Source organism: Anaerolineales bacterium (assembly GCA_022866145.1).
Classification (GTDB): domain Bacteria; phylum Chloroflexota; class Anaerolineae; order Anaerolineales; family E44-bin32; genus PFL42.
The window spans coordinates 1-5,752 of sequence record JALHUE010000541.1 but is presented as its reverse complement, the minus strand read 5'-3'; the positions used below and the strand labels follow the sequence as shown (position 1 = coordinate 5,752).

General features: G+C 65.6%; 6 protein-coding genes and 1 pseudogene. 6 read left to right on the top strand and 1 reads right to left on the bottom strand.

All coding sequences use genetic code 11. From position 1 onward, the window contains the following. From MUO23_15440 to MUO23_15415, 6 genes and pseudogenes are all read left to right on the top strand, one after another. The coding region (locus MUO23_15440) for a hypothetical protein (GenBank protein ID MCJ7514344.1) at window positions 1–831 on the top strand (831 nt) is incomplete at its 5' end. Between the two features lie 15 nt (window positions 832–846). Then, window positions 847–1,128, top strand: a pseudogene (locus tag MUO23_15435) (site-specific DNA-methyltransferase). A 717-nt stretch (window positions 1,129–1,845) separates the two neighbouring features. Beyond that, on the top strand, window positions 1,846–2,481 hold the full coding sequence (locus MUO23_15430) for a deoxynucleoside kinase (protein MCJ7514343.1): 636 nt from the start codon (window positions 1,846–1,848) through the stop codon (window positions 2,479–2,481). 5 nt (window positions 2,482–2,486) lie between these two features. Continuing rightward, a complete protein-coding gene (locus MUO23_15425) occupies window positions 2,487–3,473 on the top strand; it encodes a hypothetical protein (GenBank protein MCJ7514342.1) in 987 nt (328 codons plus the stop codon). A gap of 21 nt (window positions 3,474–3,494) precedes the next feature. Continuing rightward, window positions 3,495–4,166, top strand: coding sequence for a deoxynucleoside kinase (locus tag MUO23_15420; GenBank protein MCJ7514341.1), 672 nt, complete (start codon window positions 3,495–3,497; stop codon window positions 4,164–4,166). 101 nt (window positions 4,167–4,267) lie between these two features. Next, window positions 4,268–4,528, top strand: a complete 261-nt coding sequence (locus MUO23_15415) for a stage V sporulation protein S (protein ID MCJ7514340.1) — start codon at window positions 4,268–4,270, stop codon at window positions 4,526–4,528. 79 nt (window positions 4,529–4,607) lie between these two features. On the opposite strand, the gene MUO23_15410 is transcribed toward MUO23_15415, so the two are convergent. Next, the gene (locus MUO23_15410) at window positions 4,608–5,636 is read right to left on the bottom strand and encodes an AAA family ATPase (protein ID MCJ7514339.1); all 1,029 of its coding nucleotides are present in this window, start codon (window positions 5,634–5,636) and stop codon (window positions 4,608–4,610) included. Window positions 5,637–5,752 lie beyond the last annotated feature (116 nt).

Here is a 5,752-nt window from a genome sequence, read left to right as displayed (position 1 = left end):
CGGCAGGGCGGCGGCTCGCCCCGCCCGAGAATCTGCCGGATGATCGCCGCAACCCTTCGGAGCAGAACGCCTGTCCCCCGTCTTCCCCCGTTCGCCCTCGCCCTGGTAGCGCTAGCCGCTGTCGGGTGCACCCCGGCTGAATCCCCGGTGGCCGACCCTCGAGGGGCGATCTCGACGCCCACGGCGACCACCCCCTCCCCTCCAAGCCTGACCCCATCGCCCTCCGCTTCTCCGGCTCCCCCGGCGCCGGTGCCGCTGGGGGAAATGCTCCTCTCCGAGGCGTTCGACGATCGCCAAGGGTGGGAGTTGGAGGAGACCGTGTCTGGCGCCGCCAGCCTGGTCGACGGTCGGCTGGTCCTTTCCGCCCGCAAGCCTTCGACCTCGATCCTGCAACCTGCGCCACACGACCCCCTCGGTGACTTCTATGCCGAGGTCGAGGTGCGGTCTGAGGTGTGCTCGCCCGGCGATGAGTATGGCCTGGTGATCCGGCTCTCCCCCTCCGGCGAGCACTACCGGGTGAGCTTGCTGTGCGAGGGCTCAGCCCGTTTGCTGCGGGTTCTGGCCGACCAGACGAACGCCTTGACGGCCACTACCCCCTCCGGCTCCGTCATTCCCGGACCCGCCGGTCTGAACTGGCTGGCGGTCTCGGCGCAGGGCTCTCAGTTGCGGGTGTTCGTCAACCACCAGCCCGTTCTCGAGGACCGAGACTCTCGCTTATCCTTCGGGCGCCTGGGGTTCTTCGCCAGGCCGGGGGCCGGCGGTCAGACCACGGTTGCTTTCGACAACCTAGCCGTGTACGCTCTGGCCGCAACCCCCACCTCGGCCCCCTGACCGCTGGAGGTTTTCGTGCCATCGGACCATCCGTTCCGCAATCGTCTGAACGATCTCGAGCCCAGAGAATGGCTGAAATTCCAGAAGTCCTGGTTCATCCACAACCCGCCGCCGCGGCGCAAGGATGTCCTTCGTCATCCGGCCAAGTTCCCGGAAACGCTCGCCCAGCAGTTCATTGAGTTCTTCACCCATGCAGGCGAAATCGTCCTTGATCCGATGGTTGGCGCGGGATCGACCCTGGTGGCCTGCCTGCGCGCCGGCCGGCATGGCATCGGGATTGAACTGAATCCGGAGTACGCCGCGCTGTCACGTCAGGCCGTGGAGGACGAGAAGGCCTCCCTGGGGAAGGCCGCCGAAGGGCTGGTGGCCGACGTGATCGAGAGGGATGCGGCGGATGTCGAGCACATTCAGCTTCCAGTCATCGACTATGTGTTGACGTCGCCACCGTATTGGGACATGCTTCATGCGCGGGGTGCTGAAACGCAGCAGCGGCGGCGGGACTCCGATCTGGATGTCACATATTCAACCGCCCCGGCCGACCTGGGGAATGTCCACGACTACCCCGAGTTCCTCGATCGCCTGTCCGCAATCTACCTCGCCCTTAGGCCTCGGCTACGGCACAATGCGTACATGACCATCATCGTGAAGAACGTCAAGAAAGGCGGGCGGATCTACCCTCTTGCCTGGGACCTGGCGGCGCGCCTCAGTCAGGCGTATACGCTGAAGGATGAGCGGATCTGGTGCCAGGACGACATCCGGCTTGCCCCCTACGGCCTGGGGAGCGCCTGGGTGAGCAACACCTTCCACCACTACTGTCTGCAGTTCCGCAACAATATCTCGCCCTGACCCGCTTGCCGGCACGCGGGCTGGCGCCCAGGGACCCGGCGGCCGGTCGGCGAGCACGCGGTTGCATGGCCCCGCTTTCGCAAGTATCCTACACACTCGTGAGCCTGCGGGCCCGACGGGTGGCCGCGCCCGGAAACAGTTCTCAATCCACAAGGAACTTAGCCTGCGATGTTCATCGCGATTGAAGGCGTCATCGGCGTAGGCAAGACTTCGCTCGCTCGGCTGCTTCAGCCGAGCTTCGACGCCGAGCTGCTGCTGGAAGTGTTCGAGGAGAACCCCTTTCTCTCCGACTTCTACGCCGACCGGAAGCGCTATGCCTTCCAGACCCAGATCTTCTTCCTCCTCAGCCGATACCGACAGCAGCGGGAAGTAGTCCCCCGCCTACAGGCGCGCGGCAACCTGATCGCCGACTACACGTTCGACAAGGACAGCTTGTTCGCCCACCTGAATCTGGAAGCCGATGAGCTCGACACCTACAACCAGGTGCATGAAGCCCTCGCCGAGCGCATCATCCGGCCCGACCTGACGGTGTACCTTCGGGTGGACACCTCGACCGCCATGCTGCGCATCGGCCGGCGCGACCGCCCTTACGAGCGCAACATGGACCGAGGCTACATCGATGCCCTGAACAAGGCTTATGAGCACCACTTCGCCGCCGGCAGGGATGACCGGGTTATGGTTCTCGACACGACTCCCCTAGACTTCGTCAACCGCCCGGAACACCTGATGCATGTCGTCAACCGAATCCGGGATGCCCTGGGGATTCCCCCCTTCCAGCCCGAACTCCCATTTGCGGCAGGTTGATCGGCGTGCTCATCACGCGGCAGAAGCTGATTGATCTGGCCAAGCGGGAGTGTGCCTTGCAGGCGGAGCAGGGCGATGTCGTTGCCGGCTACCTCACCGGTTCGGTGGCCCATGGCGAACCCTTGGTCTCCGGTACGGCCGACATCGACCTGGTCTTGATCCACTCCGGATCTCCGCCCCGACCCCGGGAAGTGAAGGCGCTTTCTGAGGAGATTCATCTCGACATCGCTCACCATCCTGCATCCTTCTACGCCCAACCGCGCGAGCTGCGGATCGATCCCTGGTGGGGCCCGGCCATCGCCGAACCGGTGTTCCTGTATGACCCTTCCCATCTGTTCGAGGTCGCCCAGGCCGGCGCTCGAGGTCAGTTCTTCCGCCCCGACAATGTGCACGCCCGGGCGATGGCCTTCCTGGAGGCCGGGCAGCGCGGGCTGCAAGCCGCTCGTAGCACCCCCGCCTGGCGTGCCCCCTTCTTGCGGGCGATGATGGAGGCGGCCAATGCCGCTGCCAGCCTGGCCGGGGCCCCGGCGGCCGGCCGCCGGGCGTGGCTCACGCTTGAGAGGCGCCTGCTCACCCTGGAACAACCCGCCCTGCTCGAGAGTCTCGCCTCACTCCTCGGCGGGTCGGCTGCTCATCACCAGCTCCCTGAGTGGATAAGGGGCTGGGTGATGGCATTCGATGCGCTGGACGGTGACCGGCCGCCAAGCCTGCAGCCGGCCCGACGCGCCTACTGGCTTGGGGGATTCCAGGCTCTGCTCGAAGCCGGCCGCCCCGAGGCCGTGACCTGGCCGCTGCTTCGCGCCTGGACCCGCACCCTGGGAGCTCTGCCCACCCCGGGCGCAGAGGACGGGCACCTGTCGGCCTTTGAAGCAAGCCTGGCCGTCTGCGGCCTGGATCCGCTGTCCCAGCCGGCGCGCTGCCACCAGCTCGAGGCTGTGCTGGATCGAGTGGAAGAGCTGCTGGAAACGTGGGCGGGACGCAACGGTGTCTGATCGGCTACGGAGGCATGCAACATGAAGCGGTTTGTGGCTGTGGCGGGCAACATTGGTGTCGGCAAGTCCACGCTCGTGCTGTTGCTGGCCAGACACCTGGGGTGGGATCCGTTCTTCGAACCCGTTGGCGAGAATCCGTATCTGGCCGACTTCTACCGCGACATGCGCAGCTGGTCCTTTCACTCGCAGATCTTCTTCCTCAGCACACGCCTGCGGGCACACCGCCAGCTGCTGGACCACCCAACCTCCGCCATCCAGGACCGTACGGTCTACGAGGATGCGGAGATCTTTGCCTACAACCTCAGCCTGCAGGGTGACATGTCGGAGCGGGATTACCGGACCTACCGCGAGTTGTATGAGGTCCTCACCCACTTCCTCCCCCCTCCGGACCTGGTGATCTATCTCAGGGCTTCCCTGCCAACGCTGCTCGATCGGATCGCGCTGCGAGGCCGGGAGTATGAGCAGCATATGCGCCCCGAGTACCTGGCCCAACTCAACAACCTCTATGAGAACTGGATCGGCAACTTCACGCTGTGTCCGGTGCTTACCGTGCCCGCCGACAAACTCGACTTCGTAGCCTACGGCAGCCATCTCGACCTGATCGTCTCCAAGATCAAAGACAAGCTGGCGGGGAAGGAAGAGGTCGTGTTCGAGGAAGAGGAAGTTGCCCGGGTCAACGGCCAGGTCCCCTGACCGACGCCTGCTTCTTGCGACCGCCCCACGAATCCTATACAATCCTCGTGTACGCCGCGCAATCGGGCGCCCGTCGCTTCTGCTGCCAAGGAGTGGGCCCGATGGACATTGTCAAGGTTTCCGCTCAGTCACGCACCTCGGCTGTGGCGGGCGCCATCGCCGGCGTGGTTCGGGAGCACCGGCGGGCCGAAATCCAGGCCATTGGCGCCGGCGCCGTCAATCAGGCGGTGAAAGCCGTGGCGATCGCCCGTGGCTATCTCCACGAGGACGGGCTGGACGTGGTTTGCATCCCCGAGTTCGTCACGATCGACATCGAAGGCCGGGAGCGGACTGCCATCCGCCTAACCGTCGAACCCCGCTAGTCGTTTCCGCCTACTCCCCGAAACCCACGCCACCCGACGCCGCCTGTGGTGGGCCCTGTATCGGTCGGCGCGCCCAGCCTCAGTCGGTGGTTGACGGCCGCAGGCGTGGAAGGTCCAGCATCAGGGCTTCGAGGGCCAGCACGGGGTCGACATTGCGCTCGATGGCATCCGCCGTGCGCCCGATGGCCAGCACGCAATCGGCGATCTCTCCGGGCGTGCACGCCTGACAGATCTCTTCAACCAGTTCGACGGAGTCGACATTGACCAGCGGGACCCGGGCCTGGTGGGAAGCCAGCAGGGCATCCCGCCACAGTCCCTGCCAGCATTCCAGCATCTCCCCCGCCCGGCGGCGCCGAACCGAGAGCGGCTCGTCCCGCTTCGGCGACAAGCGATCCGCCGCGTACTCGAAGCGAGCAATAGCGCTCTCCCCCAATTGAAGCCTGAGGTCGTCGAGAAACGCCTGCCGCTGCGCCAGGCGCTCACCATCCTCCACCAGGGCAAAGGCCTGGCCGGGTCTGCCTCCCGCCAGCGAAGCGAGCAGATCTGCCTGATCGGGCACAAGCCCTTGTCCCAATAGCGAGGCGCGGATGACCTCTGTCGGGACAGGCTTGAGCCACAGCACCTCGCAGCGCGAGACGATTGTCGGCAGAAGCTGGTCGCCGGACTCGGCGGTCAGCAGCAGCACCACCTGGCTGGAAGGTTCTTCAAGTGTCTTCAACAGCGCGTTCTGGGCTTCCTCACTTGCCTGCTCGAAGTCCGTCAGCAGCGCGATCCGGCAGCGCGATTCCAGCGGCGCCAGGATCAGCTGCCGCTGGAGCTCACGGATCTGCTCGACACGCACCTGACTTCGATCCTCCTCCCGGGTGATGCAGTGCAGATCGGTATGCCTTTGCCGCGGCACCCCGAGGCAGGCTCGGCACGCTCCGCAGTATGACCCGGGCGCAGGCGGCGCCGTGCAGGACAGGGCCTGGGCCAGACGGAGCGCTAACGTGCGCTTCCCCGCGCCCGCCGGCCCGAGGAACAGGTAGGCATGGCGCACCTTGCCGGCCACGATATGCTGGCGCAGCAATTGCTCAGCCCATTCGTGACCGGTTATCTCCCAGGACATGCCGTGATTGTAGCCCAGGCGGGCGCTGGAGGCGGCTTGCGCGCGGCCCGATCCCGGGGACACCGAGGGTGAGTGGGGCGCGACGCCAACTTCGAGCATCTCAGTTCACACCGGTG

Bases quoted from the DNA above. Each gene is read 5' to 3' on its own strand.
- MUO23_15430 (MCJ7514343.1), top strand. From the start codon at position 1,846: ATGTTCATCGCGATTGAAGGCGTCATCGGCGTAGGCAAGACTTCGCTC.
- MUO23_15420 (MCJ7514341.1), top strand. From the start codon at position 3,495: ATGAAGCGGTTTGTGGCTGTGGCGGGCAACATTGGTGTCGGCAAGTCC.
- MUO23_15415 (MCJ7514340.1), top strand. From the start codon at position 4,268: ATGGACATTGTCAAGGTTTCCGCTCAGTCACGCACCTCGGCTGTGGCG.
- MUO23_15410 (MCJ7514339.1), bottom strand. From the start codon at position 5,636: ATGTCCTGGGAGATAACCGGTCACGAATGGGCTGAGCAATTGCTGCGC.